Origin of the sequence: Paenibacillus sp. RC67 (assembly GCF_030020805.1) — a bacterium.
Taxonomy (GTDB): Bacteria; Bacillota; Bacilli; order Paenibacillales; family NBRC-103111; genus Paenibacillus_S.
Genome location: NZ_CP125098.1, coordinates 361,457 through 387,947, shown reverse-complemented (window position 1 = coordinate 387,947; position 26,491 = coordinate 361,457). Strand labels below are relative to the sequence as shown.

21 protein-coding genes and 1 pseudogene are annotated in these 26,491 nt (G+C 48.2%); 10 read left to right on the top strand and 12 right to left on the bottom strand.

Annotated features, from left to right (window positions below):
* Nucleotides 1-441: 441 nt before the first annotated feature.
* On the bottom strand, nt 442-1,104 hold the full coding sequence (locus QMA13_RS01770; RefSeq protein WP_282939117.1) for a ThuA domain-containing protein: 663 nt from the start codon (nt 1,102-1,104) through the stop codon (nt 442-444).
* A 70-nt stretch (nt 1,105-1,174) separates the two neighbouring features.
* The gene (locus QMA13_RS01765; RefSeq protein WP_282939115.1) at nt 1,175-1,906 is read right to left on the bottom strand and encodes an SDR family oxidoreductase; all 732 of its coding nucleotides are present in this window, start codon (nt 1,904-1,906) and stop codon (nt 1,175-1,177) included.
* A gap of 285 nt (nt 1,907-2,191) precedes the next feature.
* On the opposite strand from QMA13_RS01765, the gene QMA13_RS01760 reads away from it, so the two are divergent.
* The 6 genes from QMA13_RS01760 to QMA13_RS01735 all read left to right on the top strand — a co-directional run bounded on the left by QMA13_RS01760 (nt 2,192) and on the right by QMA13_RS01735 (nt 10,787).
* Complete coding sequence (locus QMA13_RS01760) at nt 2,192-3,826, top strand: extracellular solute-binding protein (RefSeq protein ID WP_282939113.1); 1,635 nt, start codon at nt 2,192-2,194, stop codon at nt 3,824-3,826.
* Nucleotides 3,827-3,926: 100 nt separating this feature from the next.
* Nucleotides 3,927-4,844, top strand: coding sequence for an ABC transporter permease (locus QMA13_RS01755; RefSeq protein ID WP_282939111.1), 918 nt, complete (start codon nt 3,927-3,929; stop codon nt 4,842-4,844).
* A gap of 24 nt (nt 4,845-4,868) precedes the next feature.
* Nucleotides 4,869-5,765 (top strand): carbohydrate ABC transporter permease, encoded by an 897-nt coding sequence (locus tag QMA13_RS01750; protein ID WP_282939109.1) that lies wholly within the window; start codon nt 4,869-4,871, stop codon nt 5,763-5,765.
* Nucleotides 5,766-5,883: 118 nt separating this feature from the next.
* Nucleotides 5,884-6,987, top strand: a complete 1,104-nt coding sequence (locus tag QMA13_RS01745; RefSeq protein ID WP_282939107.1) for a response regulator transcription factor — start codon at nt 5,884-5,886, stop codon at nt 6,985-6,987.
* Nucleotides 6,987-8,819, top strand: coding sequence for a sensor histidine kinase (locus QMA13_RS01740; protein WP_282939105.1), 1,833 nt, complete (start codon nt 6,987-6,989; stop codon nt 8,817-8,819). The genes QMA13_RS01745 and QMA13_RS01740 overlap by 1 nt, the downstream gene beginning before the upstream one ends.
* A 45-nt stretch (nt 8,820-8,864) precedes the next feature.
* Nucleotides 8,865-10,787, top strand: a complete 1,923-nt coding sequence (locus QMA13_RS01735) for a pectate lyase family protein (protein ID WP_282939104.1) — start codon at nt 8,865-8,867, stop codon at nt 10,785-10,787.
* A 146-nt stretch (nt 10,788-10,933) separates the two neighbouring features.
* On the opposite strand, the gene QMA13_RS01730 is transcribed toward QMA13_RS01735, so the two are convergent.
* A complete protein-coding gene (locus QMA13_RS01730; RefSeq protein WP_282939102.1) occupies nt 10,934-11,938 on the bottom strand; it encodes an AI-2E family transporter in 1,005 nt (334 codons plus the stop codon).
* A gap of 233 nt (nt 11,939-12,171) precedes the next feature.
* On the opposite strand from QMA13_RS01730, the gene QMA13_RS01725 reads away from it, so the two are divergent.
* Nucleotides 12,172-13,176 carry a pectinesterase family protein gene (locus tag QMA13_RS01725; RefSeq protein WP_282939101.1) on the top strand — a complete coding sequence of 335 codons (1,005 nt, stop codon included), beginning with the start codon at nt 12,172-12,174 and terminating at the stop codon, nt 13,174-13,176.
* Nucleotides 13,177-13,266: 90 nt separating this feature from the next.
* On the opposite strand, the gene QMA13_RS01720 is transcribed toward QMA13_RS01725, so the two are convergent.
* From QMA13_RS01720 to QMA13_RS36320, 4 genes and pseudogenes are all read right to left on the bottom strand, one after another.
* The gene (locus QMA13_RS01720) at nt 13,267-14,937 is read right to left on the bottom strand and encodes an RCC1 domain-containing protein (RefSeq protein WP_282939100.1); all 1,671 of its coding nucleotides are present in this window, start codon (nt 14,935-14,937) and stop codon (nt 13,267-13,269) included.
* A 63-nt stretch (nt 14,938-15,000) separates the two neighbouring features.
* Complete coding sequence (locus QMA13_RS36500; protein ID WP_481858196.1) at nt 15,001-15,831, bottom strand: BclA C-terminal domain-containing protein; 831 nt, start codon at nt 15,829-15,831, stop codon at nt 15,001-15,003.
* Between the two features lie 432 nt (nt 15,832-16,263).
* Nucleotides 16,264-16,854 (bottom strand): annotated as a pseudogene (locus QMA13_RS36495) (S-layer homology domain-containing protein); the annotation flags it as partial.
* A gap of 56 nt (nt 16,855-16,910) precedes the next feature.
* On the bottom strand, nt 16,911-18,728 hold the full coding sequence (locus QMA13_RS36320) for a glycosyltransferase (protein ID WP_349254191.1): 1,818 nt from the start codon (nt 18,726-18,728) through the stop codon (nt 16,911-16,913).
* A gap of 314 nt (nt 18,729-19,042) precedes the next feature.
* Here QMA13_RS36320 and QMA13_RS01700 point away from each other — a divergent pair, with 314 nt between their 5' ends.
* Both QMA13_RS01700 and map read left to right on the top strand, forming a co-directional pair.
* The gene (locus QMA13_RS01700) at nt 19,043-19,663 is read left to right on the top strand and encodes a TetR/AcrR family transcriptional regulator (RefSeq protein WP_282939098.1); all 621 of its coding nucleotides are present in this window, start codon (nt 19,043-19,045) and stop codon (nt 19,661-19,663) included.
* Nucleotides 19,664-19,689: 26 nt separating this feature from the next.
* Entirely contained in the window at nt 19,690-20,439 is a 750-nt protein-coding gene (gene map, locus QMA13_RS01695) for a type I methionyl aminopeptidase (protein ID WP_282939096.1), read from the top strand.
* Nucleotides 20,440-20,517: 78 nt separating this feature from the next.
* On the opposite strand, the gene QMA13_RS01690 is transcribed toward map, so the two are convergent.
* The 3 genes from QMA13_RS01690 to sbnA form a co-directional block, all read right to left on the bottom strand.
* Nucleotides 20,518-21,414, bottom strand: coding sequence for a YitT family protein (locus tag QMA13_RS01690; RefSeq protein ID WP_481858120.1), 897 nt, complete (start codon nt 21,412-21,414; stop codon nt 20,518-20,520).
* Nucleotides 21,415-22,037: 623 nt separating this feature from the next.
* Nucleotides 22,038-22,811, bottom strand: coding sequence for a 2,3-diaminopropionate biosynthesis protein SbnB (locus QMA13_RS01685; protein WP_282939094.1), 774 nt, complete (start codon nt 22,809-22,811; stop codon nt 22,038-22,040).
* Between the two features lie 11 nt (nt 22,812-22,822).
* A complete protein-coding gene (gene sbnA / locus QMA13_RS01680; RefSeq protein WP_282939092.1) occupies nt 22,823-23,704 on the bottom strand; it encodes a 2,3-diaminopropionate biosynthesis protein SbnA in 882 nt (293 codons plus the stop codon).
* Between sbnA and QMA13_RS01675 the strand changes: the two genes are divergently transcribed.
* Nucleotides 23,705-23,857: a hypothetical protein gene (locus QMA13_RS01675; protein WP_282939090.1), complete on the top strand. Its 153-nt coding sequence runs from the start codon at nt 23,705-23,707 to the stop codon at nt 23,855-23,857. It begins immediately after the preceding gene.
* A gap of 86 nt (nt 23,858-23,943) precedes the next feature.
* Here the strand turns inward: QMA13_RS01675 and QMA13_RS01670 are convergent, their stop codons facing one another.
* Together QMA13_RS01670 and QMA13_RS01665 are read right to left on the bottom strand one after the other, a co-directional pair.
* Nucleotides 23,944-25,944 (bottom strand): TolB family protein, encoded by a 2,001-nt coding sequence (locus tag QMA13_RS01670; protein WP_282939089.1) that lies wholly within the window; start codon nt 25,942-25,944, stop codon nt 23,944-23,946.
* Nucleotides 25,937-26,446: an RNA polymerase sigma factor gene (locus tag QMA13_RS01665; RefSeq protein WP_282939087.1), complete on the bottom strand. Its 510-nt coding sequence runs from the start codon at nt 26,444-26,446 to the stop codon at nt 25,937-25,939. Before QMA13_RS01665 ends, QMA13_RS01670 begins: the two co-directional genes overlap by 8 nt.
* Nucleotides 26,447-26,491 lie beyond the last annotated feature (45 nt).

Here is a 26,491-nt window from a genome sequence, read left to right as displayed (position 1 = left end):
TCGTTAGGTTGGTTGTTCAAGTTAACCTCTGTTCTTCATGTCTTTATTGTAGTAGGAATTAGCGTCCGGCAAAACGGACCGGCGACGGTTTTGTATCCTAGCCCTAAGACGGGGAAGCACTCTGACCTAGGACGGGATGAAGTCGAAGAAGCATAAAATAACCCCACAAAGTGGGGCCTTGGCTTCGAAGCTGATTCAGGTACTTTGTGGGGAGCCCCGAAACTTATCAATTCTATACTGTTAAAAAAAGAGGCTTCTCTATTTAGAGAGCCTCAGAGTGTCGAGAAACCTGTAGAACTTGAAATATTCTTGTATAGTCCAGTGGGGTATGCCCCTCCAGCCGCTGTTGAAACCCGTCCATATTTCCCGAAAAAAGGGTTCTCGACAAACCCAGGCTTTTCGATTTAGAGAAGCCACATTGCTTTATCCTAACCCTTCTAGCTAAATTCTTCCCGCTGCCCAGAGGCAGCTTGTCAGAATAAGCTTACGTACCTCGGGATGCTGCAAAGAATTAGAGTTATGTCCAGGCATCAGTGACACCATCCGTCCTTTTCCAATGTGGCGCACCCAAGCTGCCGGGTAGGTTTCTCCATCGAGAGAATAGTGGAGAATGACCTGCTTTTCTACCCCTTCGACAAAAGCATACCGGTAAGGTTCGTCCTCCGAATGAAAAGGCTGCAGCTCCTGTACAATCGGATGCAAGTCACCCGATTCCTTCTTCAATGGCTCGAATTCGAGGGATTGATAGGGAGGATGACCGGTGAAGCGTGCTCCGATAAGCTCAAGCAGCTTCGCATGGGCGCTAAAGGATACACCCGTGTGCAGTACGACGAGGCCGCCACCTTCAACCACGTAGTTAATTAAGCCGTCGGCTTGTTCATCCGTTACGGGTCCGTCCCACTTATCGGTGTAGGATACGAACACCCCAGTGTCAGTGATTTGCTCCTTCCGCATCACTTCGTAATCCTCGGTGAAGGTTACAGTAAAGTGCTCCCCGAGCATTTCATTCAGATCCTGCTGAATACGATCCAAAGGATGATAGATCATTTTCTCTATATCGCCTAGAACCATGGCCTGCCGTGATTGTCTTTGAACTGCTGTCATGTGGATTGATGCCCCTCCCTTATCATGAGTTTCTTTACTAATCCAGCTTGCGGGAACCAGGTTGAAACCATTACCACACCAATCGTTCTCCGGTTGCCGTATGGATGTAAGGCGGCTTACCATCGACCGGCTCATAGGAATCATAATTATTAATAGTACGTACAATATTGGAAGCCGCCTGCTCTACCGTGAGAGATGCCTTCGTATTTAGCTCCCCATGCATGTAGCTCTGAACATACCCTGGATGCAGGACAAGCAGCTTCAGACCTTGGCTCTTGAACTGATTGTAGATGAGTGCTGACTGCATATTTAACGCAGCTTTAGACATGCAATAGGCGTACCAATTATGACGGGTGCAGCTTCCGATGCTGCCCGCCTCAGAAGAAATATTGGCCAACAGCTTACGCTCGCTGTGCAGCAGCATAGGCAGGAAAGCTTGCGTTACCCTCAAAGTCCCCAACGCATTGACATTAAACACCTCCTGCATTTCCGCATAGTCCAGCTCATCCAATACGGTTGCCTCAATATCACCAAGTATTCCTGCATTGTTAATCAGAAGGTCGATGCGCTCCGTATACTCTCCCACCCAAGACGCCGCCGCTCTAACACTCTCTGCATTAGAAATATCCAAATCCACTAGATGAAGATTGTTCTTATGTAAGTCTTTCAGCTGCTGCAGAGGCCCCTCCGAGGCTGCATACCTTCCTGCAAAAACAGTGAAGCCCTGTCCGAGAAGCTCTTGAACCAAGCCTAATCCTACTCCGCGATCCGCGCCTGTAACCAATGCGAATTGAGTCGTCATCCTTTGCTCTCCTCCATTATGCTGCATGATACTTGCAAATCTTTACTCTAACTATTCCTCAAAAATCCATGGAATCCCTGTTGGTTCACCGATGAGTTAACTTTCATTTATCATTTTAATTTTAATTAAACTCGCAGGTTTCAATAGCGGCCTGAGGGGCATACCCCACTGGAATCTAAAACAATCACTATGGTTTTTAGACAATCGCCTCATTGTGATGACGCTTTCTGTCCAACATAATAAACCTATACAGATGAAACTGGTATGTATAGGGGGAGAATTGCTTTGAATAAGAAAATCATTCCTGCATCGCTTGCGGTTGCGCTCGGCATGACCGCTGCTTTGACCGGCTGTGGCGGAGACAGCAAAGGCGGCGCCGATAACAAAGCCGCAACCGACAATCTTACAGCACCTGGAACGTTCCCGATTGTAAAAAATAAAGAAACGATGAAAGTATACGTCGTGGGTGATCCGAACATTGAGGACTTAACAACGAACGATTTCACCAAATTTTACGAGGATAAAACGAATATTCACGTCGACTGGACCGTTGTTCCGCAGTCGGCGAAGGAAGAGAAGCTTCAAGTGACGATCGCAGGCGGAGATTTGCCTGATGTATTCATGAACGCGGGAATTTCAGCTAGCCAGCTCGTTGCCCTCGGTTCTCAAGGGGTCTTCCAGCCTCTGAATGAGCTGATCGACAAATATGCTCCTCATATCAAGAAGGTTATGGAGGAAGCGCCTTACGTCAAGCAATACATGTATGCTCAAGACGGCAACATCTACGGCATTCCTAATGTCGGAGAAGTCGTCCACTCCACGATGCCGAAGAAGATGTGGATCAATAAGGCCTGGTTGGACAAGCTCGGACTCCAAGTGCCTACAACGACAGATGAATTTTACAATGTATTGAAAGCATTTAAACAGATGGATCCGAAGGCCGTACCGCTAGCGGGAGCCAATGCAGCTAACAATGAGCCTGACGCGTTCCTTATGCAATCTTTTGTCTATTATGAAAAAGGCAATTATGTTGAATTGAACAACGGCAAAGTAGAATTCTCTGCCTCGAAGCCTGGTTATAAGAACGGCCTGCTCTATATGCGCAAATTGGTGCAGGAAGGCCTCCTCCAGCCAGAATCATTCATTCAAGACCGTAAAGCGCTCACCGCGCTCGCGGAAGATCCCGCTGGCTCAAGGCTGGGAGCAGCAACAGCGCTTTACTGGGGACAATTCACGATAGACAACGGACCTAGCGGCCGTTACAAGGATTATGTCCCGGTTCCTGTTCTGGCAGGTCCGAACGGAGAGCGCTTCGGCTACGATCGCGGCTTCGCTCCAATTCCAGGCGCCTTCGTCATTACGAAGGACGCAAAGGACCCGATTGCAGCCATCCGCTGGCTCGATTGGCTGTATGACGAAAGAGTCGGTATCCAAGAGGGTACGACCTCCAGCTGGGGGAAAGAAGGCACAGGCTGGAAGCGTCCTGCCGAAGGCGTGATGGGCTTGAACGGCAAGCAGGCTCTGGTAGAACCGATTGTACCGTTCGGAACGAAAACCAACATCCGTTGGGGACAAACCGCAGCAAGATTTACAGCGCGGGATGTACAAGAAGGCGGTGTTGTAACTAAGGACAGCCAGCTGGAAGCGAAGCTTCTCGATATTACAAACAAATACTATAAGCCTTATGCAGCTCCAGACAAGCGCGTTCCGTTCATGTTCATGTCCGGTGACCACTTAACCAAATACGGCGATGTCACCAAAAACATCCAGAATACGGTACAGCAGTTCATGCTGAAGTTCATTACAGGCAATCTGGATATCGACAAGGATTGGGATAAATATTTGAAAGAGCTGGACAATGCCGGCTTGCAGCAGTATCTCCAAATTTTGCAATCCAACTATGACAAAACGAAAAAATAAAACTCCATGAGCGAGCACCGGCAGGACCCGGGTTTCGTCAGCACAGGCTGCTGCGGTGCCCGGGTCCGCCCTTTTCATCCGCAGATAAGAAAGGAAGGTTATGATGATCTCGGCAAAACGCAAACAAATTTTAGAAAACTGGCAGCTCTACGCACTGATTCTCATTCCGTTCGCTTATGTCATTACGTTTCACTATGTTCCTATGCTCGGCCTGCAAATTGCATTTAAAAACTACAGTGTCATGAAAGGCATTTGGGGAAGCCCCTGGATCGGCTTTGATCATTTCCAGCGCTTTTTCAACTCCTATGATTTCAAGCTGGTCATCCGAAATACGCTGCTCATTAACCTGTACAACCTGTTAATTGGCTTCCCGGCTCCCATCGTCTTGGCCTTGTGCCTTAACTATATTCGACGCGAGCGGTATAAAAGAGCCGTACAGCTCGTCACCTATGCTCCCCACTTTATCTCCGTGGTCGTGCTGGTCGGCATTGTCATGCAGCTGTTCTCCCCCATGACAGGCGTCCTGTCCAGACTTATTGAGTTTGTCGTCGGACATAAGATCAATGTGCTTGGTGAGCCCGCTTATTTCAAATCACTCTACGTCTGGTCCGGTGTCTGGCAAAATATTGGCTGGGGCTCGATTATTTATCTGGCCGCCCTTTCTTCCGTTGATCCACAGCTTCATGAGGCGGCTATTGTAGATGGCGCCAGCAAAATGCAGCGCATTCGTCACATTGACATTCCTGGCATTTTGCCGACCATTGTCATGCTCTTGATTCTTGAGTTCGGTAAAATCATGACCGTCGGCTTCCAGAAGGTGCTGCTGCTGCAAAATCCAATGAACGTGGACGCTTCCGAGGTCATCGACACGTACGTTTACAAGACCGGGTTCATTACAGGGATGCCCAATTATTCTTATGCGACGGCCATTGGCCTGTTCAAATCGTTAATCGGTCTCGTGCTGATTATTGCGGCCAACCGAATCGCCAAAAAAGTGAACGATACAAGCTTATGGTAATTATCATCCACGGAGGGCTGATACATGATTGAAAATCGATTAATTCGCGAAACAGGCGGCGACAAGCTGTTCAACTGGTTCAACTACGCATTTACTTTCCTAATTTTCTTACTGGTGCTATATCCGATCCTGTATACGCTGAGCGCTTCCTTCAGTTCGCCGGAGGCTCTCGTTGCAGGTAAAGTATGGCTGTATCCCGTCGATTTCGGTCTGCAAGGCTACAAGGCCGTCGTGGAATACAAAGCAGTCTGGATCGGATATTCCAACAGTATTTTCTACATGGTCGTCGGTACCCTTATCAACGTAGCTATGACCATAGCGGCAGCCTATCCGCTGTCTCGTAAAGATTTTGCCGGACGTAAGTTCATTATGATGGTATTCGCCTTCACACTTATTTTCTCAGGCGGACTTATCCCCTCCTACTTGCTGGTCAAAGAACTGGGCATGCTGAACACCCGCTGGGCGCTGCTCATTCCTAATGCGATGAGCATGTTCAATGTGATTATGACGATGACCTTTTTCCGGTCGAACATTCCTGATGAGCTGCTGGACTCGGCCAAAATGGACGGCTGCAGCAACTTCCGCTTCCTTATCAGCATCGTACTGCCGGTATCCGGTGCGATTATTGCCGTTATTACGTTGTTCTACGCGGTAGAGCATTGGAATGAATTTTTTAGCCCTCTCATTTATTTGAATAATAAAAGCCTATTTCCCCTTCAAATCTATTTACGGGAAATTTTAATGATGAATACCTCCGATACATTGACAACTAGTATTGCTGACCAGAATCAACGGCTGTATTTGAACGAGCTGTTGAAGTATTCACTCATTATTTTTTCCAGCTTACCGCTGATGATTATGTATCCGTTCGTCCAAAGACATTTCGTTCGTGGCGTTATGATCGGTTCTATCAAAGGGTGACCGGCAAGACAAATATACACATAGGACAATAATTTACCCTATTGAGCTTTACCGACTTCCCATTGTAAGATCTAAGGTATGACAAAATTCCTAGCTTAACTGAATGTGAGGAGACAGCATGCTGCGCATCTTAGTTGTCGAAGACGAGCTTCCTATCCGATCCGGACTTATTGCTAAAATTGAACAGTGCGGTGAGGAGACGCTGAGAATCAGCGGGGAAGCCTCAGACGGGGAGGAGGCGCTTAAGTGGCTTGAGACCCATTATGCGGACATCTGTATCACCGATATTCGCATGCCTATGATGGACGGCCTCGAGCTCATTAACCAAATCAATCAGTCCTATCCATGGATGAAATGTATCATCGTCAGCAGTTATGACGATTTCAGCTATGCTAAATCCGCTCTCGCTCTTCATGTAACAGATTATATTCTGAAGCCGGTCGAACGGAGCGCCTTACGACAAGCGCTTGAAACAGCTAAAAGCGAGCTGCGCAAAGAGCGGACAGATCATGCCCACAAATTACTGGCCGAGCAATTGAATCATTCCCATGAAATTATGACCAAGTGGGTAGACCTGATTCGGACCCAACAGTCAGATAAATACCCGCTTTTGGTAATGGACACGCTGCTTGCTATGGAACAATGGTCGGGAAGCGATTACTACCTGCTCAGTCCGCTATCCGAGGCTTGGATTGATATGATCGCTAAAGAAGCCCGACTTGTGATCCCTGATCTGTGTAGCATTACCGACCAACAATTAGGGTACGTCAAAAGTGGTATGCCTCACCAAGACAAGCGATTTTACTTTCGATTGGCTGCCGTTATGCGTCTTGAGCAAAGTGTGCTTCAACTCATCGAGCAGAGCAAGAAAGATCAGCCCTCAGAATACGCAAAGATCGTCATGCAAGTGAAGACCTACATAGAGCAGCATTTCTACGAAAAGGTCAACGCATCGGAGCTGGCCGACCTGATTCCGATCAGTCGGTCTTATTTGGCCGTTCTGTTCAAGCAGCATACAGGCTCGACCCTTCTGGGGTTTTTAACGGAGGTCCGCATGAACAACGCCAAGCGATTACTGCTCGATCAACAGCAAAAAATATACGAGGTTGCCCATCAGGTAGGTTACGAGAACAGCGAGCATTTCGCTAAAATATTCAAGGACTTTTGCGGCATTACGCCTAAGGAGTATCGAAAACGAATGGGCATGGTCGCTGAGGCTTAATGGATACGAACACGGTTAAAAAGACCTGCAAGGCTCGCTTGGCTCGCCCTATCTCCCTTTTGGAGCCTCTATGGTCCAGGTGGAAAACCTCGTTCAAATGGAAGCTGGTCTCCATTTTCGTTCTCGTCGTCTTTGCCAACTTACTCCTGATCGGCATCTTCACGGTGCGAGAAACCTCGAGCAAAATTCAGCAGGACGATATGCAGTTCAGCAGCCTTATTTTAAAGCAGGCTAATTTGAACCTGGTTCGCTATTTGCAGGAATACGAGCGGTTCCTTTTTACGTTGGGATCGAGCGAGCAGCTTCAATCCTGGAGTAACCTCAGTATCGGGCGTAAGCCTGAGTCGGTCGTTCCCTTCTACGTGCTGGAGTCTGACTATATTAAGCCGTTCACCAATACGCATCCGGAGCTGTTATCGGTCATGCTGTACCATGTTTCTGGCAATCAGGCGTATTTCACGACGGATGCAGGGATTCGCCCCGGTTATACGATGGGCCAAGAGCCTTGGTTCAACCAGATCAATCCGATGCAGAAGGTAACTTACTTGTCCGACATCACTTCTAATTACGTAGATTCGGCATTAAACCCAATGCGGCTGCCGATCGTCAGCATCGTGAAGCGTGTAGGTTTTAATGGAGTCACCTACATCAAAATCGATATTAAGCCCGATTTGATGCAAAGCATCCTTAACGAGATCAATATCGGAAAAAGCGGTGTTGGCTTCATCATCAATTCGAGCGGGCTCATTGTTGCTCATCCGCAACGGGATAAGCTGTTGACACCGTTGGATCATTCCATTCGAAGCCGAATGAAGGATACACCGGGAGGTTCTTTTATTATTCCAGGTTCCAACGAGATTGTCGTGTATCAATCTATCGAGGGTACCGATTGGAAATCGGTCATTGTCATTCCTTATGTCGAGGTGGCAGGAAGCGTCGTCGATATTCGCCGGATCATTATTTCCACAGCAGCGATTTGTATGGTGCTTTCGGTACTATTTATCATCTTCGTCTCCTCGTCCATCACCCGTCGAATTAGCAAGCTGAAGCAGTTCATGAAGCAGACGGGCCGCGGGCAGATCGACGTTCCAATAACGATTGAAGGCGAGGATGAAATTTCAACACTAGCCCAGTCCTATAACGTGATGCTATCTGATCTTCAGCAGCATATTAAGCGATTGTCCGAATCGAAGCTTGCGGAGCAGCAAGCGGTACTTTTTTCACTACAGTCCCAAATCGATTCCCATTTCCTGTATAATACATTAGAAATTATTAATTCCATGGCTACCCAAATTCGGCACTATGAAATTGAAAGCATCACGATATCGCTTGCCCATATGTTTCGGTATACAGCCAACTACCGGCATACGGATGTTACCGTTCGGGATGAAGTGCAGCATTTAAAGCGTTACTTGCAGATTATTCAAATCCGTTACGGCGATGCTTTCGATTACACACTGCAGGTCGATGAAGCTTGTCTGGATACCCCCTGCTTGAAGGTCATCCTTCAACCCATTGCCGAAAATGCTGTACGACACGGCTTTGAGAAGAACGTGAAGCAGCTTAGCTTAAGCATTGTCGTCCAGCGGACGGAGCAGGGAACCCTCGGAGTAATCGTTACAGACAACGGGGCAGGCTTCACCGAACAGCGCTTGCAGGATCTCCGCGATCAGTTGGCTCACGCCGAGTCGGATTATACCGATTTTCAGCGCATTGGGCTTTTGAACATTCAATATCGGCTGAGGATGCGTTATCACGCAGCTGGCCCAGGCATCGAGATCGGCAACAGCCCCCAAGGGGGAGCTTTTGTTCACATGCAGTTCCCATTGTAAGACCGCTTTGACATCTTATTATTTTGATGAAAAGGAAGTGTACGAATGGTTAACGAAGCCAACCCATCATTCCATGCAGATGTAGCCGCACCCGGAATCGCAGATTGGACATTGGAACACACGACCCTCACGCAGCAGATCGGCCAACCAGCGGTGCTTCCGTCAGGCTCCCAGCCACCTGCAGTACGAGTTCAAGCACATGCTGATATTCAGTTGACTGTTGAGCTGGTCAGCTCGTCGAATTCCCGAATATTGGACTCCGTATCCGAGACCTCGATTGCAGCAGGAGATGAACAGCTTATTGTATTGCATGCTGCACAGCTTGCTGATGGTCTGTATGAAATCCGCATTCGGCTCCATACGACCGAAGCTGCTTCGTTATATGACTGCTTCACCTTTATGGTGATGGATAAGGACAGTCTGTCCCCCGAACAAAGCCAGATTGCCTTTCTGGATGTGAACGGCTGCATGACTTATGTCCCTGATTATAAAGGGAATCGAATAGCCGACTTTTCCAATTGTGGTTATATGGGTGGCGGCGTTCCAATACCTGATGCACAAGTTCGTTTGGTTCTGAGTCCCGCTTCAGCTGAGGGCGACGATACGGCTCGCATTCAACAAGCTATTGACGAATTATCCTGTATGCCGATCGGCAAAGATGGCTTACGCGGTGCGCTGCTGCTGCAGAGAGGTACCTATCGGATCGCAGGCACTTTGTACATACGCGAGAGTGGCGTCGTGCTTCGTGGTGAAGGACAAGGCGAAGACGGGACCATTCTTCATGGTACCGGCGCAATCAAGCGGGATCTGCTTCAGGTGCTTGGCAGCACTCCTAATCTTATGGAAGAGAAAGGCACGGACATCACGGATCTGTATGTCCCTTCCGGCTCAAGAACCTTTCACGTCGCCGATGCCAGTGGCTTCTCGGTAGGCGATACTATCGCCGTCCTTCGATACGGCAACGCTGATTGGATCAGCGCAATTGATATGGATACGATCACACCTCGACCGAATGCTGGCGGTACGAAGCAGTGGGCACCGTTCGAGCTCCTATTCGACCGTGTCATCAAGGGCATTGAGGGAAATGTCGTCACTATCGATGCTCCGATTACGAACGCAATTGAAGCCCGCTGGGGTGGAGGGAGACTATTCCCTTATGACGATAAGGGGCGAATCGAACAGGTAGGTCTTGAGAACTTAAGGATCGACTCTGATTTTGATCCGGAAATAACGGACACGCAAGTGGATGCAAGGCCCGGCAATACGACTTATTGTGCAGACGAATCTCATATCGTGAACTTCGTCACGCTGAACTTTGTCAAAAACGCTTGGATTCGCGATGTGACCGGTTATCATTTGGAACACTCTCTTGTAACCATAGACCGCTACGCCAAATGGGTGACCGTCCAAGACTGTACGGTCCGCGACATGGTCAGCATCATTACTGGCGGACGCCGGTACTGCTTCCATGTGACAGGACAGCTGTCGCTCATACAGCGCTGCGACACCGAGACAGCCCGCCATGCCTTCGTCTTCGATGCCAAGGTGTCCGGACCAAACGTGTTCCTGGACAGCGAGTCGCGAATTGACTTCAATGCCAGCGAGCCTCATCACCGTTGGTCTGTCGGTGGCTTGTACGATAACGTTAGCTCACCCATTTACATCCGTGACCGTGGATGGATGGGAAGCGGCCATGGCTGGGCCGGAGCCAACTATGTAACGTGGAATACGGAAGGTGTTCTGACGGTACAGCAGCCACCCACAGCTCAAAATTACGCTATCGGCCACATTGGAAAGCAAGAGCGTCCGTTTCTTCCGAACCAGCACGACCTGCGTCCCCGTCAGGACGGCTTCTGGGATCGGTACGGCCAGCATGTGGAGCCGCGCAGTCTGTATTTGCAGCAACTTAAAGAACGCTTAGGCGATAACGCGGTACAGAACATCGCAAAGGCACCGGAAGCGAAGTAAGTCTTTATACAAAGCATCTGCCATAACATTAAGTTCGTCAGACCACGAAAAGGCTTTGATTTTGCAATCCAAAAAGGCAGTCCGGCATGAGCGAAGCTCCCGGATTGCCTTTTTTATTTTTATATGAATGCTTCTCTCGACTTACCTTAGTTCTTGGTATCGACATCCAATATATCTAGCAGGAAGACGAAAACCGGAATCCCTAGAATTAACCCCCATACCCCCAAGTAATGCTCAGAAAACACGAGAACTACAAATGTATAGAACATCGGAAGATTCATCTTGGATGACATGAGCTTCGGATTCAATAAATACCCTTCCAGCACATGCAGTACTGCGATCATGGCAACGACATAGACAATCATCACCAACCCGCCGATATTATACCCGATCAAGCATAAAGGAAGCAGTGACACTACAAAGCCGACAACAGGAACCAGGCTCAGCATGAAGATCATGATCGACAAGGCAAATAGATAAGGGAAACCGAGAATCCACAGTCCGATCACTGTAAATACGGTGTTGCAGATAGCAATCAGAAGCTGCGCTTCAATCACCTTGCCGAAGGACAAAATGAATTTTTTGCCGAAATACTCCAACTCCTCATACAGCCAGGACAATTTACTTTCTTTCAGCTTGGAAGTGAACGTAATAATACGACTTTTTTCAAGAATAAACACAAGGCTCAATATTAAGGACAAGACGAAGGTTGTTCCCCAGTTGCTGATTCGGAGCACGTATTCAAAGCCTTGCTTGACATAAGCTTGTAAATTCAGGTCCTTCAGGGTTTTGTAAATGTACCTTGAAAATTCGTCCTCCGGCGCTGGCAGATTAGTAAATGCAACCAAAATATCTTTTAATTGCTTAATCTGAATAAACACCTTTGGTATATAATGAATCAACGCAAAAACAATCATAGTAACGAAAATCAAATATAACAGGATGATAATGACCTTGCTGTTCACCACAACATACTTGCTTATTCGCTTGGACACGGCTTGCTGCAGGCTGTGCATGACATAAGCGATCAAAAAGGTTAACAGTACCAGGTTCAGCATATCTCTGATACTAAACAGCAGTAAGCATACTACCGCGAGAATGGAAAATCGTCGTACCGTTAAATTTGCGAAAAAGCGCCTCATATTGTCCATCGATTCATCCCCATTCAAGTACTCTCTTTCTTAGTGTACAGCAAGGAAAACCGTAATAGCAATGCCATCTGAAGCTCAGGATCCTTTTGAGCCAAAATAAATTCACCTAAGTTCCTTCAGGTTCGCTTCGCCTGTCGGTCTCCACGAATACGTCTATAGTATTTACGTTCTTTCTGGTAAACTGGATGCATAACATTTATTATTTTTATATAAAAAAGGAGAGTTTGGCTTCTATGATAGTAGCATCTGACGGCAGCGGAGATTTCCTCACAGTCCAAGAAGCGCTCGATCAAATTCCAAACGACCAGCGCGAGCGAGTCGTCATTTACATAAAAAATGGAGTCTATAAAGAAAAAATTCATGTAGAGAAGCCCCGTGTCAGTCTGGTTGGAGAAAGCCTGGAGCATACGATTCTTACGTTTGACGATTATGCCAGAAAAACATTTCCTACCGGAGAATCCTATGAAACCTTCAACTCCTATTCTTTCTTCGTCGGTGCCGACGATTTCACGGCTGAACGGATTACGTTTGAAAATTCAGCAGGACGAGGCTCGCTTGTGGGTCAAGCATTGGCCGCTTACGTGGATGGAGATCGGGTCACGTTCAAAAACTGCCGATTTATCGGTCATCAGGATACGCTATTTACTGGGCCTTTACCGCCCGCTCCTATGCAAAGGGCTCATTTTGGCGGCCCTCGCGAAGGGTATCCTCGTAGAAATGTACGGCAGTACTACGAGCAATGCTATCTGGAGGGGGATGTCGATTTCATATTCGGATCGGCAACGGCCGTGTTCAACCAATGTGAGATCTTCTCCAAACGGCGATTAGGAGAAGAGGATGCGAAGGAGTTCCCTGCCGATTCTATTCACGGATGGCTTACCGCTCCTTCTACTCCGGAAGAGGTTCGTTTCGGTTACGTGTTTCACGATTGCCGTCTAACCAGCGATGCCCCGGCACAATCCGTCTATCTCGGCAGACCTTGGAGGAACTATGCCAAAGCGGCCTTCCTACACTGCTGGATGGGCGAGCATATTATCGCGGCAGGCTGGGATAACTGGAATAAGCCGGAGAGTGAGTCGACAACCGTTTTCTGTGAGTATGACTGCAAAGGGCCAGGGGCTTCGTCGGAGCAAAGAGTAGCTTGGTCCAAGAAACTGACTGAGGAAGAGGCTCCGTCTTACTCGATCCAGCAGGTACTCGCAGGTGAAGACAGCTGGAATCCGATTTCCGTTGATTAAAAAGATAAAACCATAGAAGCGTTCTCTGCAAGAGAGGCCGGCTCCTATGGTTTTTTAGATGTATTTACGAATACCTTTTAAATCCAAGCATTAGCGCTGGAGCGCATCCACTTCGACCAAAGTTGCAGCTGTAATGGCGTTGCCGGGAGCCGATGTGTTTCCTGCACCGTCTTTCGCTCTCACCGTATAAACATAGCTCGTTGACGCATTAAGTCCTTTGTCAATATAGCTGGTTGTTGGGCTGCTTCCTATCTTGACGTTATCTCTATAGACGTCATAGCCTGCTACTCCGACATTATCTGTAGCATCTGTCCAAGCGATACAAATCAAATTCGTGCTTATGCCTGTAACAGTCACATTCTCTGGTGCAGTCGGAGACGTTGTATCTCGATCGTCACCATTAAGGTCTACTACGGTGATCGGAATTCTTGAAGGGCTGGTCGTTCCATTGCCCAACTGACCGGAGCTGTTCTCACCCCACATGAAGTACTTTCCTTGTTCGCTCTTCGCAGCACTGGAGTAAGTGCCTGCATCAATGGTGCGTGCATCGTCGATCGTACGAACCTTCACGGGCAAGGATTTATTGATCGTGGTTCCGTCGCCCAACTGCCCGAATTGGTTATTCCCCCAGGACCATACGGTTCCGTCCTTTCGGATCGCCAAGCTATGAAACAACCCTCCTGCCAGCATGCTCACGTTATCCAGTCCTGCTATGCGTTCAGGCTTTAACCGACCGGTAGTCGTTCCATCGCCCAATTGCCCGTAACGATTGTCTCCCCATGTCCACACGCTTCCGTCGCTTTGGAGTGCCATGCTGTGATAGCCGCCAGATGCAATCGCATAAACATTAGTTAAAACAGATACTTGTACAGGTATGCTGCGATTATCCTTCGTCCCATCACCCAGTTGTCCTGCGTAATTATCTCCCCACGCCCATACCGTCCCGTCGTCTTTCAACGCGAGGGTAGAGGATCCGGAAGACGAAATAGCTGTTACATGATTCAAACCACTGACCTGTACTGGATTCCAACGAGTGGCGGTTGTCCCATCTCCCAATTGTCCGGATACATTATAGCCCCAGGTCCATACTGTCCCATCCTTTTTGAGTGCCACACTATGTACTGTTCCACTGGCAATAGCGGCCACATTATCCAAGACAACTACAGGGCCGGAATGACTTTCTTCGCTTCCGGTGCCAAGCTGGCCGAAGCTGTTATTTCCCCAGGCCCATACCTGACCATTGGCTTGCAAAGCAAGGCTATGAATTCCTTTGGCGCTGACGGATCGGATATCTCTTAGACCGGAGACCTTCATAGGACTCGTTAGTGAGGATTTGCCATCGCCACCTTGTGCTCCTGTGCTGCTCCCCCATGACCACACACTGCCATCCTGACTTACAGCCAGCGAATGTCTCTCTCCCGTAGCTAAAGTGGTAAGGGGCATCGACGGGTATACTGCTGTTGTTACGGCTAATTTTTCCGCAGGTATCACCTCTATCGGGGTATAGACATTATAAGTCACTCGGGTAACGGACCTTCCTGTACCTACAACAGCGTACAATCTGTCATTTGCGGCAGTTGACGGAGAAGACAATACATTATACGGTGCTATGGGCGAATCCATTGCAGCCGAAGCGCTCAGGCCATCCAGATTCGGACCGACCCAATTTAGAGATCCAAAATCCGCAAAGGCCACAGGAGCACCGCACAAGAGAAGACCGCCCATGAAAATGGCCATCGTTTTTCGATTTCTGTGCTTCATAAATCTGAGGATCACCTCTCTATTTGGAATTTCCATTTAGTGTTCCAGGTGCTTTTAACGGCGTCACTTCAATTTAATGATTGCCAGCTGGGCTCCGCCACCCGAAGTTAATGTCGCCGCGCCCAATAAACCATATAGCTGAAGCTTGATGGTATCCCCTGCGGTTAACGAGACGACCACGCTAGAATTATACTGGGACTGAGATGTGACTGGATTGAGTTCACTTGCCTTCACGGATGTGCCGTTCACTGTGATTCTTGAGCTGGCTAACAGTGCAGCTGTCAGATTAATATTGTAATTGATATAGTACAAGCCTGTCTCTGTCACAGTGAATACCGTGTTCGACCCATTCACGGTAATCCCTTCTACATTCTGGTTGTTAGGCAACGGAATGTCCGTCCCGCCCAATATAACAGCAATAACCGAGCCTGAAGTATTGGCAGCAAATCCGAATGAGGCAATCCCTCCAGCTGTTCCCGTTGCACCAGTGGCTCCCGTTGGACCTGTAATACCCTGGATGCCTTGGACGCCCTGAGGGCCCTGAGCTCCGGTCGGGCCTGTTGCTCCGGTTACTCCTGCTCCTGTCGCTCCCGTTGGTCCTGTAATACCCTGGATGCCTTGGATACCCTGAGGGCCCTGAGCTCCGGTCGGGCCTGTTGGTCCCGTTACCCCGGTTGCTCCTACAGCTCCTGTTGCTCCCACCGCTCCGGTTACACCTTGAATGCCTTGTGCTCCTGTCGCTCCGGCCGGTCCTACTGCACCCGTTGCCCCAGTTGCCCCCGTTACACCTTGAATGCCCTGTTCTCCGGTAGGGCCTGCCGGTCCTACAGCGCCATCCGTTCCCGCTGGTCCTGTAGCGCCCGTAGCTCCGGTCGCTCCAGTGGCTCCTGTCATACCAACGGTACCATCAGCTCCTGCCGGACCCACAGGACCTGCACCTCCAGAAGAGCCTCTATCTCCTTTTTCTCCTTTCTCGCCGGCATCGCCTTTATCTCCTTTGTCCCCTTTGTCACCCTTATCGCCTTTTTCTCCTTTCTCGCCCTGTTGAACCTCTGTTTGCTGTTGAACAGCTTCTACCTCTACAAAATAAGCCGTATTGCCGCTATGTACAACCGTAACGGCTTGTCCAGCCTTCAAGGAGGATACAGGTCCTTTATCGTTGTATATGACGCTATCAGGATGCATCGTAAAGAGGACTTTTTTTCCCGACTTATCCGTTATCGTTAACGTACTTCCGGCCATTTCTACAAACTGCCCTTTCGTTACCCTTTCAGGAAGCTGATTAGCAATAGCTTCAGCGTTGCTCAAAATCGTTGCCAGCTGTGCTCTCGTTACAAGCTCTTTGGGTTTAAACGTTTGATCCGGAAACCCGCTGATCACCTTTAGCTGCAGGGCAGCGTTGACGAATCCTACCGACCAATCCGATAAAGATCCAGCATCGGCAAAAGGTACCGAAGCTTTGGACATAGCCGCCGCATCCGTCTGCTTGCCCATAGCACGAATGACGAGCCGGGTTATCCATTCGCGACTGGCCGCCTGCGTTCCCCAACTAGCTCCTGATGCGCCCGCATCTTCACCTGCTACAAGCAGCCCTTTATCTATGGCAAGCCATGCCCAATTGTTGGCCCATTGCTCTACCGCGAAAGGAGGGCTGCCTGCTTTATCCGGTGCCTCTTCATAGCCCAAAAAACGAAGCGCCATGACGATCGCCTCCTGATGACTGACGGGACTATCCGGATTGAACCTGCCCGTTTGATCCCCTACAATAAGCCCAAGAGCTTTGACTTTGGCAATCGATTTATAGGCCCATGAGGATGTGTCTACATCAGGAAAAGCGGCAGCGTGAGCTACCCCCGGCTTAGACAAATCCAATAACGGCAAAGTATTCGCAAACTGACTAACTACCAAAAACGCCATAGATGATTTCAATATAAGTGCGTGTTTCTTTTCTTTCACAACGAGCCCTCCTTAATTTATGATAAAACCGTTTCAAAATATCGCTTGTTAGCAAGCACCCGACTATCGTTAGGAATGAATTTCATAGCTATTTCATTATGCTGATTGGCCAATTCCTTCTTACCTAGCCGGTCATAGCAGACACACAACTGCAAATGCGGCAGCCACGTCCAGCAATCATGATCGATAATAGCGTTAGTCATGTCCGGCTTCGGAGTATCCACAGCAAGCTTGTACCAAAAAACAGCTTCTTCGTACCGTTCCTCTGACAAGCAATAAAATCCAAGCCTACAGCAGTTCTCTGCCTTCGGCAGACCGTATACAAACGATTGAAGCGCTTGTGACTTGGCCTCCTGTATATTCCCGAGGTTGTGGAAGCTATCCGCCATCCGGCCACAGGCCCTAATCTTGTCCTCTACCCACCCGTCGGTATGTTTAAGAAACTGTTCATACTGTTCAATGGCCCGCTCCCACTGCTCATGATCCGCCAGTTCGTTGGCAAAATAATATAAATCACGGGCATTGAACGCTTCTCCTGCGGCAAGCCTTGTTTCATAAATGTTCAAATTTCGTGAAGAGTTCTTATGCAGCCTGTCATGGGTAATGCTAATATCGGATGCAACAATATTGCCGTACACATTCAAGTACTCATGAACGGGACCGATCCATTGGAATCTTTTTTCCCGTTTGACCAGCCGGTTTCTGCGTGAGCTTACGGTCACTTGGCCGTATTCGTTAAACGCAATATTGTAGTTCATCGAAACTGCATCTGTATCCCATTGAACCGCGGATAGCAGCCTTTGCAGCTTCTCCGCATCGTGCGGTTGTACTACATCGTCCGCGTCGAGCCATAAGATATAATCCTGAGTAGCTTGACTGAACGCATAGTTCCTTGCTCTCGCAAAATCATGGACCCAGGTAAAATCAAACAAACGATCTGTATAGCGTCCGGCAATTTCTTTGGTCCTGTCTTCCGAACCCGTATCCACTATGATGATCTCGTCGACCAGCCCTTTGACGCTTGATAAGCAGCGGTCCAGCGTTTGTTCCTCATTTTTGACGATCATGCACAAGCTCACCGTAACCGGATAGGTCCACTTCATTAGGGCCTCAGTCACATCAAGTCCCCATTTTTCCTGTGCTATTGCTTGGTTTCTTGTCAACTGCGATGAATACCAATTCGGTTCCTCTGGAAATAAAGATGGGGGCGATGTGTACCGAACGAAGCAATCTTGCGCGATATACAGACTGTAACCAGCTTGAAGCGCCCGATAGCAGAGATCATCGTCCTCATACGTTTCCAGACCGAATCGCTCGTCAAAGCCACCCAACCGCTCCAAGACCTCTTTGCGCATTAGAAGAAGATGGCTGAGCAGACGAGTCACTTTTTGAGAACAGCCCGATTGGGTCAATATCATTGCCCTAGCGGTCCTGTCCAACTGCATCATGGTTTCACACGGGATAGGGAGCCTTTGCATTCCACTGACATCATTACTCATTGGACCTACCATAGCCGCGTCAGGATGGTTATCCAGACAATCTGACAAATGAAATAGCCATTGCTCAGAGACCCCAATATGGTCTCTTATGAAAACCAGCCGTTCCCCTGCTGCAATCGCTGCGCCCTGATTATAACTAGCTGCAACACCAAGCCTGGTATGGTTTGTCAGAACGTGATGTACTTTGGTTCTTTCCAAAACTCGTGTTACAATATCTCCCCCTCCGTCATTAATAGCAATGATCTCATACGCCCCGCCAGTGTACTGTTCGATTCTTGCAATACATGCCTCTGCCAGCTCCGCATGTTGAACCAACAAAACAATGCTATATTTCATACCATCCCCTCCCTTTTCGACAACAAGATTATACAAATAGGTCCATTATCTATAAGATTATCATACTTTTCTCGCTATTTACTTACAAATTACTCACATAAAATGTTAAATTCAACACATTTTTGTGCAGCTGATTTATTCGAACTACTAATATAAATCAAAAGAAATTTGTTTTGTAGTGAGCGTTGTCATCACTTTTGTCATGTGACAAATTTTTTTATATTTGAAGTCAGTTGTGCTTTCCTGATCATGGATATATAATGAAAATGATTTTAGATCGACATTCATGAATGTCTAAAATAGGAGGATCGCTTTTGACACCTCGAACTGTTGAACAAAACGATGCGATCCGGAAGCAGCGGATTGCTCAAATCCGAAACACCGCCGTGGAAGTTTATCTTGAGAAAGGCATGCAGATGGAGATGGGCGATATCGCCCGAAAGGCCGGATTAGGCCGGGGGACGGTGTACCACTACTATAATAATAAGCTCCATCTGGTTGAGGATTTGCTGCTTGAGGCATTTGAAGAAGCCGCTCTCGTTACTGCTAAGACGATGCAATCATCGGAGCCCCCGTTAGTGCGGCTAGAGCAATACGCAGCTCTACAATTAGAAAGCTGGCTGAGGCAGCCCTTTGGTTATATTTTGTTTAAAAACTGGTTTCATTCCGAACCCATTGTTGTTTATTATAACGATAGGCTGCTAGCTGATTTTCACGCTCGTCTGTATAAGCCTGTTCTGGAGGCAGTGGAGGAAGGGATCCGTTTGGGACAAATCGCAGCCATGCAGCCCAGCACAACGGTTTCTGTATTTTTCGCTGCATTAATCGGTGCAACGGGCACTTATATTGGCAATAAAGACAGCTCCAGCTCTACAAACCGTGATGAATGGATACGCGATGTCACCACCGTGTTATTCAAAGGACTGCAGGCTTAAAAGCCTTACCCCAAAGGAGAAAAAACATGATAACGATAAAAACAGAACAAGAAATCCGCATGATGCATGAAGCAGGCAAACAAGTTGCTGCGCTGCACAAGGAGATCGCCAAGATCATCCGTCCAGGAATGACCACACTGCAAATCGATGCTTTCGCAGAGCGTTTCATGGCTCAAATCGGAGCAACACCGGAGCAGAAAGGATTCAATGGCTATCGCTACGCCACCTGTGCCTCGATCAACGACGAGATTTGTCACGGATTTCCGAATGAGCGTCCGCTGCAGGACGGCGATATTGTCACCATTGACTTTGTGATTAATTTGAACGGTAGTCTGGCCGATTCAGCCTGGACCTATGCGGTAGGCACCATCTCGGAAGAGGCCCGTCGATTAATGGAGATTACTCAACAATCGATGTATAAAGGCATTGAGCAGGCACTGGTCGGAAACCGTCTCGGCGATATCGGTCATGCGATCCAATCGTTCGTAGAGCCGACGGGCTTCTCAGTGGTTAGAGACTTTTGCGGACATGGCGTCGGACCCACCTTGCATGAGGACCCGCAGGTTCCCCACTTTGGGAAACCAGGAACAGGTCTTCGCTTAAAGGAAGGCATGATCATTACCATCGAGCCGATGATCAACACCGGAGGCTGGCATGCCATGATGGATGCTAACGACTGGACAGCGAGAACGGTGGACGGCAGCTTATCGGCACAATATGAGCATACAGTTGCAATTACTGCCAATGGGCCGCTTATTTTAACAGCGCAGGATTAACGATTGGTCCACCTTCCCATTCTCTATATGAAAAAGGCAGCCCTGAGGCTAAATAACCTCCTGGAGCTGCCTTGTTTTTTAGTGAATATCCTTTTTCTTAAAGCGTCCGCCCTTCACATCATGAATGTTGCCGATAGCGAGAAATGCATTCGGGTCGTGCTCATCCACAATAGATTTAAGCTTCGCTTCCTCCAGACGGGTGATGACGCTGAAGATGACCTTTTTGTCGTCCCCGCTAAATGCGCCCTCTCCCTTCAAATACGTTACGCCGCGGCCAAGCCGGAAGGTGATAGCTTGTCCGATTTTTTCCGATTCGTCACTGATGATCCATACCGATTTGGATTGATCCAAGCCTTCGATCGTGATATCGAGCATTTTATAAGCAACGAAGTAAGCAATAAGAGAATACATCGCGTGATCCCAGCCGAAGACGAAGCCGGCGCTGCTAAGAATAAACAGGTTGAAGAACATAACGATTTCGCCTACAGAGAATGGCGTTTTTTTACTGAACAGAATAGCTACGATCTCGGTACCGTCAAGCGATCCGCCCGAACGAATAACCAAGCCCACGCCAATACCAAGAATAACGCCTCCGAACACGGCCGCCAGCAGCGGGTCCATAGTGAACGGTTTAATCGAATGCAGGAGCGAGCTGCCAATTGACATAACAAGGACAGAAAATAACGTCGATATAGCAAAGGTTTTCCCAATCTGCTTGTAGCCGATCATGAGAAAAGGCAAATTGAGCAGAACCAGAAAGATTCCTAACGGAATATGAAGCAGGTGCGATAAAATAATCGAAATACCTACAATACCGCCGTCAATAATATTGTTAGGAACGAGAAAAATTTCGAGTCCCATAGAGAATAACGCTGATCCAAAGATCATTAACAAGATTCTACGAAAGAATTTAGTCCGTGTTACTTTTTGATGCTGAGCAGCGATTTGTTCTTGTGATAACGGAATATTAGTCATTGAAATCCCCTCTTCTTACACTTATTCATTCCTACTTGGTTATCAGGTTTGAATAAGTAACTACCACGTAATCCGAGGTGTATTTCAGTGGCGCGAGTACAACCCTTTTTAACAGCTTAGGTATTTTGGAATGTAAAAATATAAAAAAGGTGACAATCAAAAGCGGGTAGCATGGATCGGGACTTGGCTCTTTTTCATACCAGGGTACAGGGGGAAGGAGTACCGGAACGGTAATCTTGGAAGATTCGGGCGCGACCCGCATAAAAGCCGGCGTTTCGTTAAACTGGCTTAATACATTTTCTTCAAATGTAAGGTTTTGTGAGATGGGAGGGGTTAATGGGAACACAACTAAGCATACGACAAACCAAACCAGGATGATCCATTGACGATTTCTTTGAGAATTGAACATGCTGCCCCTCCATTTCGTATTTTTTTATCCTATAGGAGTAGTTAGAATTGTATCCAAAAAATATTACTATCTTAATAATATACCTATTGACCACTTGTTGTAAAAAAAAATGTTGCCAATAACGAAATTGGACAAAGCTAAGCGCTCGGCTAGCGCAGCAGCTCCTTCCATTTTTGCGTTACGGCAACCCTATAGGTTCCATCCTTGTCTACATTTAGATTTCCAGATTTATTCCAATTCTACGATGAAGCGCCTCGCGTAAATAATGATCCGCAATACCGATGTCAAATAGGGCCAATCCCATCGGATTGAAGTAGATCGGCTCTAGCAATACCCCTGGTTTCGGGGCCTCATCGATATACCTGTCAGCCGCAACAGTGCAGGTCGCCAATACATTAGAATTATGGTAGACCGTTCGCCAATCCTCCGCAAAGGTTGTGATCTCTCGAAGTCTTGCGGGTACCGTGCCGGGTTCAATTCCATTAATGTCATACAAGGTAACATGCTTCAGCTTGTCACCAAGCAGCTGCTCGCACATCTCCAGATGCAATCTTCCGATCGGCCCCCAACCGATAATGCCTACACGCAGCTCATCCAACCTCCGTGATGCTAAATAAGCACGAAGCATGACACCACTAACGGCAGCCGTTCTAATAGCATTCAGCATCCCGCTGTAAAAGAAAGCAAGCGGCTCCCCGGTGGAGACATCGTTCAACAAGATCGTATTATGCGCACGCGGCAGCCCACGACTCCGGTTGCCGGGAAAGCTCGCAATCCACTTGATGCCTGCAATGTTGAAGTCCCCTCCTACGTAAGCCGGCATTGCTATAATCCTATTGGCAGGCTCATCAGGAAACCGTAAATACGGCTTCAACGGATGCGCACTTTGACCGCTCTCTTTCACTTTGATGACTTCTTCAATTACTCCGATCAATTCGTTCCAGTCCATCCCCGTCTCGCGAATATGACCGTCATGCAAATAAATCATGCTATGCCCTCCTAGAACGAGCTCGGATCGAAGCCTAGCTCTTGTCTTACCCATTCATCATTATAAATGGTGTTCAGATACCGTTCGCCCCGATCCGGCAATATCGCAGCACATACCGCATCTTCGGGAATGCTGCCGCTTAATCGACGGATAGCCGCTATGACCCCGCCGGAGGATGCCCCAGCCAGAATGGCTTCCTGACGGACCAAGTCGCGGCAGCCCTGGACACATTCCCTGTCGGACACATACATGACAAGGTCAGCAACATCAGAACGATGCAAAGCGGGCGTAATACCGGATCCAAGACCGGGGAATTTTCGGGGACCCTTCACTCCTCCGAAAATGATACTTCCCTCTGCGTCTACCGCAATGATTCGCGTTGACCATTGTCGGCTGCGGATGTATTCCATACAGCCCCGAATCGTTCCACACGAGCTGACACCGCAAAATAAATAATCGATGGGTCCGAGCTGCTCGCCGATTTCTGTCATCGTCGTTTCGGCATGAGCGCGGTAATTATCCGGGTTCCCATACTGATTCGTCCAATAGCTGTTCGGTATTTGCCGCAGCAGCTCCCCCACTCTTCTCAGCCGTGCAGGCAAAAATTCGCCAGTCTCCCGGTCCGGCTCTGTCACCAAATCGATTTCACCGTGAAAAGCACGAATGATTTGCTTATGCTGCTCTGTCGTTCGGGGGTCCACAACACAAATAAAGCGCAGCCCCAAATAGCAGCACAATTGCGCAAGGCTTATCGCCAGATTGCCCGAGCTGGATTCGATTACAACGCTATCTGTTGTAATCTCACCGCGTCGTAAAGCCTCGCGCAGCATGAAGAGCGCCGGCCTATCCTTGGCGCTGCCTGCAGGGTTCATCCACTCCATCTTTCCGAACACTTGGAAGTGAATACCTGCCCCGATCCTTGCCCATTCACCAAAGTTCCGGATAAATCGATGATCCGCAAAATCGTCGCCTACGCAAGAGCCTACGGCAAGCGGTATTGCTTGAAGTGCTCCAAAGCCAAAAGAGCCCCTCAGCAGCGTCGGTAGTATTCGATGACCCTTTGAAATAACCCTATATAGCGAACAAAGGGAGCCACACCGCTGTTAACGGTTGACTCCCCTGCCGTTTCCTTTTAAGGACGACCTATTGTTTTGGTTGATGCGTTCCATACATAATGAAGCTTTTGGCCACTGCTGCTCAGCATGAAATGCAGCTTGCTGCCCTCCCAATAGTAGGTATGCGTTCCCTCAATTGCCGTATCAACTATCCGCTCTTCAAGCGGTATACTCGCCTTTTTCACCATATCTAACAATAAGACATGGGACCCAGCACTCGACTCATCGTCCGACAGAAGATCCAGCGCTGCGTAACGTCCATCAGGCGAAACGATAAGGCTCTCCACAGCTACATTGCTCCAACCTGCTATCGCTTGGATATCAGCAATCTCCTCGAACGACTTGCTACCCAGATCGTATTTAATGACCTTCACCGAGGATCGTTGATGCTGAGATGGATCTTGCAGGGCTTGAAGCGTAAAAACAACCTGCTTTTGCTTCGTCAAGTACGCCAATGAAGCAATGCGGAATTTCCCGGCAGGCCGGAGCTTTTCCGGAATCGATGCATTGGAGAATAACGTCTCCTGCTTCGTGTTCGTCCCCTCTATGGCAATGGTGCCATCCCTCTGCTCACCAACAAGGGTATCTATTCCTCCAGGCATATTATCCATATGGTCAATAAGATATCCTTTATTGGAGGGGATCAGATAATATCGGGTATAACCGACAGAGTAGTCCGGATTTGCTGTGTAAGCTCTATTTTGCTCCACATCAACGTATGGCTTATTATCCTCCGTCCCGCTCCCGATAATTGAGAAGCTAACTTGTTGCGGATTGGATGTTGTCACCCATTTCTGATTTCCTGCCAAAAGGCTGCGGAGAAAAAGATCATCACGGAGAATAGCCGCCTGGTTAAAGGCTCTCACGACCTCCTCGGTCTGCAGGGATTTGCTGGAGAGATCAATGCGCATCACGCTCATTCCTTGTCCCTCATTGTTCCTGTCCTTCAGCACATACAAGCTATCCGACTTCGTACTCCAGACCGGATTATAGTAGCTAAACAGACCGGAATGAACGAGCATCTGTGGGACATCCACAGGTTCCAGGTTGTTCAACCACTCCTGCTCGGACACCAACTTACTGGGAGTATTATAGGTAATCGACCGCTTCGTTTGTCCATTCAAATCAGCGATCCACACTTGGTCTACACGCTCTTGAACAGAAGCTCCCGGCTTCAGCTCCCGGTTGTTTTCTTCCGTTTTCACATAGGCGATATATTCGCCTCCAGGTGATACAGACGGGAACCGTCCGTTATCTATGACGGTTTCTTCTCCGCCTTTTAACTCTTTGCGAACGATTTGCGGCTCATCCCCTACCCTTTTCTCAAAGACTATGGCATTTTCTTTATTGGCATAGGAGGGGGCGGACCCCTCTCCCAGTTTTTTGCTTTGCAGATTGGTAAGATTCAGCTCATAGATCCCGGATTCTTTGAACGTAAATCCATGATCCCCAGCGGGTTCCGTTACCCTTTTCACATACAGGATGGTATGGTCGTCCTTCCACGACGGTTGCTCATAATAGGTATCATTCTGACTGCGAAGCACCTCACGGTACTGCTTGGAGGACAGATCATAGACGGCTAAAGAACCGTCTGCCGCAATGATCAGCTGTTTGCCGTTTGAGTTGATTTTGGCACTGCTTACTTCACGTTTAAGCAGTTGATGAAACCCTTGGCTGTCATAGGCGAACAACCCTTTTCCTGCAATGGGGATATAAATCGTATCTTTATATTCTGAAAAGTCCAGCGGACTGCCCGAGCCGATATCGACGAACGATATTTGATTTTGCACCTGAAGCGATTGGGCAGATACACTATGGATACCAGTGGGACCTTGAAGTGTAAAAACGCCCACACCGATAAGCAAAGCCGCTGCCGCAGCAAAGATACCCCATTTACGCAGGGCAAACCGTTTTCGGGGCTTCACTAATTCTTGCTTGAGTCGCTGCTTCAGCTCCTCATTTACCGGTATACGGTCCTTCAGAGTGCGCAACGATTGTTCTATCCGGCTATCATCCATTTCGTTTCACACCTTCCAGACAGTTTTTGACAAGGACACTCATCTTCTTCAACAACCGGAAAGCACGCATCTTAATAACCTCTTCGGATTTGCTAAAGACCTCCCCGATCTCGCGATGCCTGAGCCCTGCAAAATATTTGAGCTTAACCAGCTCCCGTTCATCCTCCGGTAAAAAAGCCAGCACCTTTTGCAAACACGCCAGCTCTTCTTCCTGCTCGACCTCACCCTCCAATGATTCCGGTGAAGCAATCCATTCCATGGCCTCTCCCGCCAGAGCATCCTTCTTTCTTCGATAAAAGTCGATGATTGTATTGCGTGCAATCGTGAAGAGCCATGCTTTGGCATTCGACGGTTCTTGTAATGATTCATATTTTTCAAAGGCTTTGCGAAAAATTTCGCTGACCAGATCATCGGTGTCCCACTTGTTGCCTACTTTACTGTAAACATAACGATATAGATCATTAAAAAATCCATCATAGACGAGGGCAAAGGACCGTTTCAATCATGGCTCCTCCTTTCACACCAATAACAACGCAGACGAAGGAAA

What these genes read in the sequence shown, in the direction of transcription:
- QMA13_RS01690 (WP_481858120.1), bottom strand. Translation starts at nt 21,414, where the DNA reads ATGACTAATATTCCGTTATCACAAGAACAAATCGCTGCTCAGCATCAA.
- QMA13_RS01730 (WP_282939102.1), bottom strand. Translation starts at nt 11,938, where the DNA reads ATGGACAATATGAGGCGCTTTTTCGCAAATTTAACGGTACGACGATTT.
- QMA13_RS01740 (WP_282939105.1), top strand. Translation starts at nt 6,987, where the DNA reads ATGGATACGAACACGGTTAAAAAGACCTGCAAGGCTCGCTTGGCTCGC.
- QMA13_RS01750 (WP_282939109.1), top strand. Translation starts at nt 4,869, where the DNA reads ATGATTGAAAATCGATTAATTCGCGAAACAGGCGGCGACAAGCTGTTC.
- QMA13_RS36320 (WP_349254191.1), bottom strand. Translation starts at nt 18,728, where the DNA reads ATGAAATATAGCATTGTTTTGTTGGTTCAACATGCGGAGCTGGCAGAG.
- QMA13_RS01685 (WP_282939094.1), bottom strand. Translation starts at nt 22,811, where the DNA reads ATGATTTATTTGCATGACGGTCATATTCGCGAGACGGGGATGGACTGG.
- QMA13_RS01670 (WP_282939089.1), bottom strand. Translation starts at nt 25,944, where the DNA reads ATGGATGATAGCCGGATAGAACAATCGTTGCGCACTCTGAAGGACCGT.
- QMA13_RS01765 (WP_282939115.1), bottom strand. Translation starts at nt 1,906, where the DNA reads ATGACGACTCAATTCGCATTGGTTACAGGCGCGGATCGCGGAGTAGGA.
- QMA13_RS01755 (WP_282939111.1), top strand. Translation starts at nt 3,927, where the DNA reads ATGATGATCTCGGCAAAACGCAAACAAATTTTAGAAAACTGGCAGCTC.
- QMA13_RS36500 (WP_481858196.1), bottom strand. Translation starts at nt 15,831, where the DNA reads ATGACAGGAGCCACTGGAGCGACCGGAGCTACGGGCGCTACAGGACCA.
- QMA13_RS01745 (WP_282939107.1), top strand. Translation starts at nt 5,884, where the DNA reads ATGCTGCGCATCTTAGTTGTCGAAGACGAGCTTCCTATCCGATCCGGA.
- map (WP_282939096.1), top strand. Translation starts at nt 19,690, where the DNA reads ATGATAACGATAAAAACAGAACAAGAAATCCGCATGATGCATGAAGCA.
- QMA13_RS01770 (WP_282939117.1), bottom strand. Translation starts at nt 1,104, where the DNA reads ATGACAGCAGTTCAAAGACAATCACGGCAGGCCATGGTTCTAGGCGAT.
- QMA13_RS01720 (WP_282939100.1), bottom strand. Translation starts at nt 14,937, where the DNA reads ATGAAGCACAGAAATCGAAAAACGATGGCCATTTTCATGGGCGGTCTT.
- QMA13_RS01725 (WP_282939101.1), top strand. Translation starts at nt 12,172, where the DNA reads ATGATAGTAGCATCTGACGGCAGCGGAGATTTCCTCACAGTCCAAGAA.
- QMA13_RS01735 (WP_282939104.1), top strand. Translation starts at nt 8,865, where the DNA reads ATGGTTAACGAAGCCAACCCATCATTCCATGCAGATGTAGCCGCACCC.